This is a genomic window from Burkholderia sp. LK4, from assembly GCF_001043615.1.
Classification (GTDB): Bacteria; Pseudomonadota; Gammaproteobacteria; order Burkholderiales; family Burkholderiaceae; genus Burkholderia; species Burkholderia cepacia.
This window is the reverse complement of the sequence record NZ_LDUL01000159.1, coordinates 1-611: the sequence shown is the minus strand read 5'-3', so window position 1 is coordinate 611 and position 611 is coordinate 1. Positions and strand designations below refer to the sequence as shown.

The window sequence follows — 611 nt, the reverse complement described above, 5'->3', positions numbered from 1 at the left end:
TTGATCTCCATCAGGTCCAGGTCGCCCGGCGTCCAGCCCGCGCGCTCCAGGCACCGGCGCGAGGCCGGCACCGGGCCCATCCCCATCACGCTCGGATCGACACCCGCGTTCGCGTATGCCTTGATCTTCGCCAGCGGCGTCAGACCCAGCGCCGCCGCCTTCTGCGCCGACATCACCAGCACCGCCGCCGCGCCGTCGTTCAGCCCCGACGCGTTCGCCGCCGTCACCGAGCCGTCCTTCGAGAACGCCGGCTTCAGCCCCGCCAGCGATTCCGCCGTCACGCCGTGACGCACGAATTCGTCGGTCGCGAACTGCAGCGGCTCGCCCTTGCGTTGCGGGATCGACACCGGCGCGATCTCGTCGTCGAAGCGGCCCGCCTTCTGCGCGGCTTCCGCCTTGTTCTGCGACAGCGCCGCGAATGCGTCCTGCTCTTCGCGCGTGATCCCGTATTCCTTCGCGACGTTCTCCGCCGTGATGCCCATGTGGTACTGGTTGTACACGTCCCACAGGCCGTCGACGATCATCGTGTCGACCAGCTTCGCATCGCCCATCCGGAAGCCGTCGCGCGAGCCCGGCAGCACGTGCGGCGACGCGCTCATGTTCTCCTGGCC

General features: G+C 69.2%; 1 pseudogene. It reads right to left on the bottom strand.

The features are described 5' to 3' along the window. A pseudogene (locus VK92_RS38535) lies at positions 1-611 on the bottom strand (acetyl-CoA C-acetyltransferase); the annotation flags it as partial.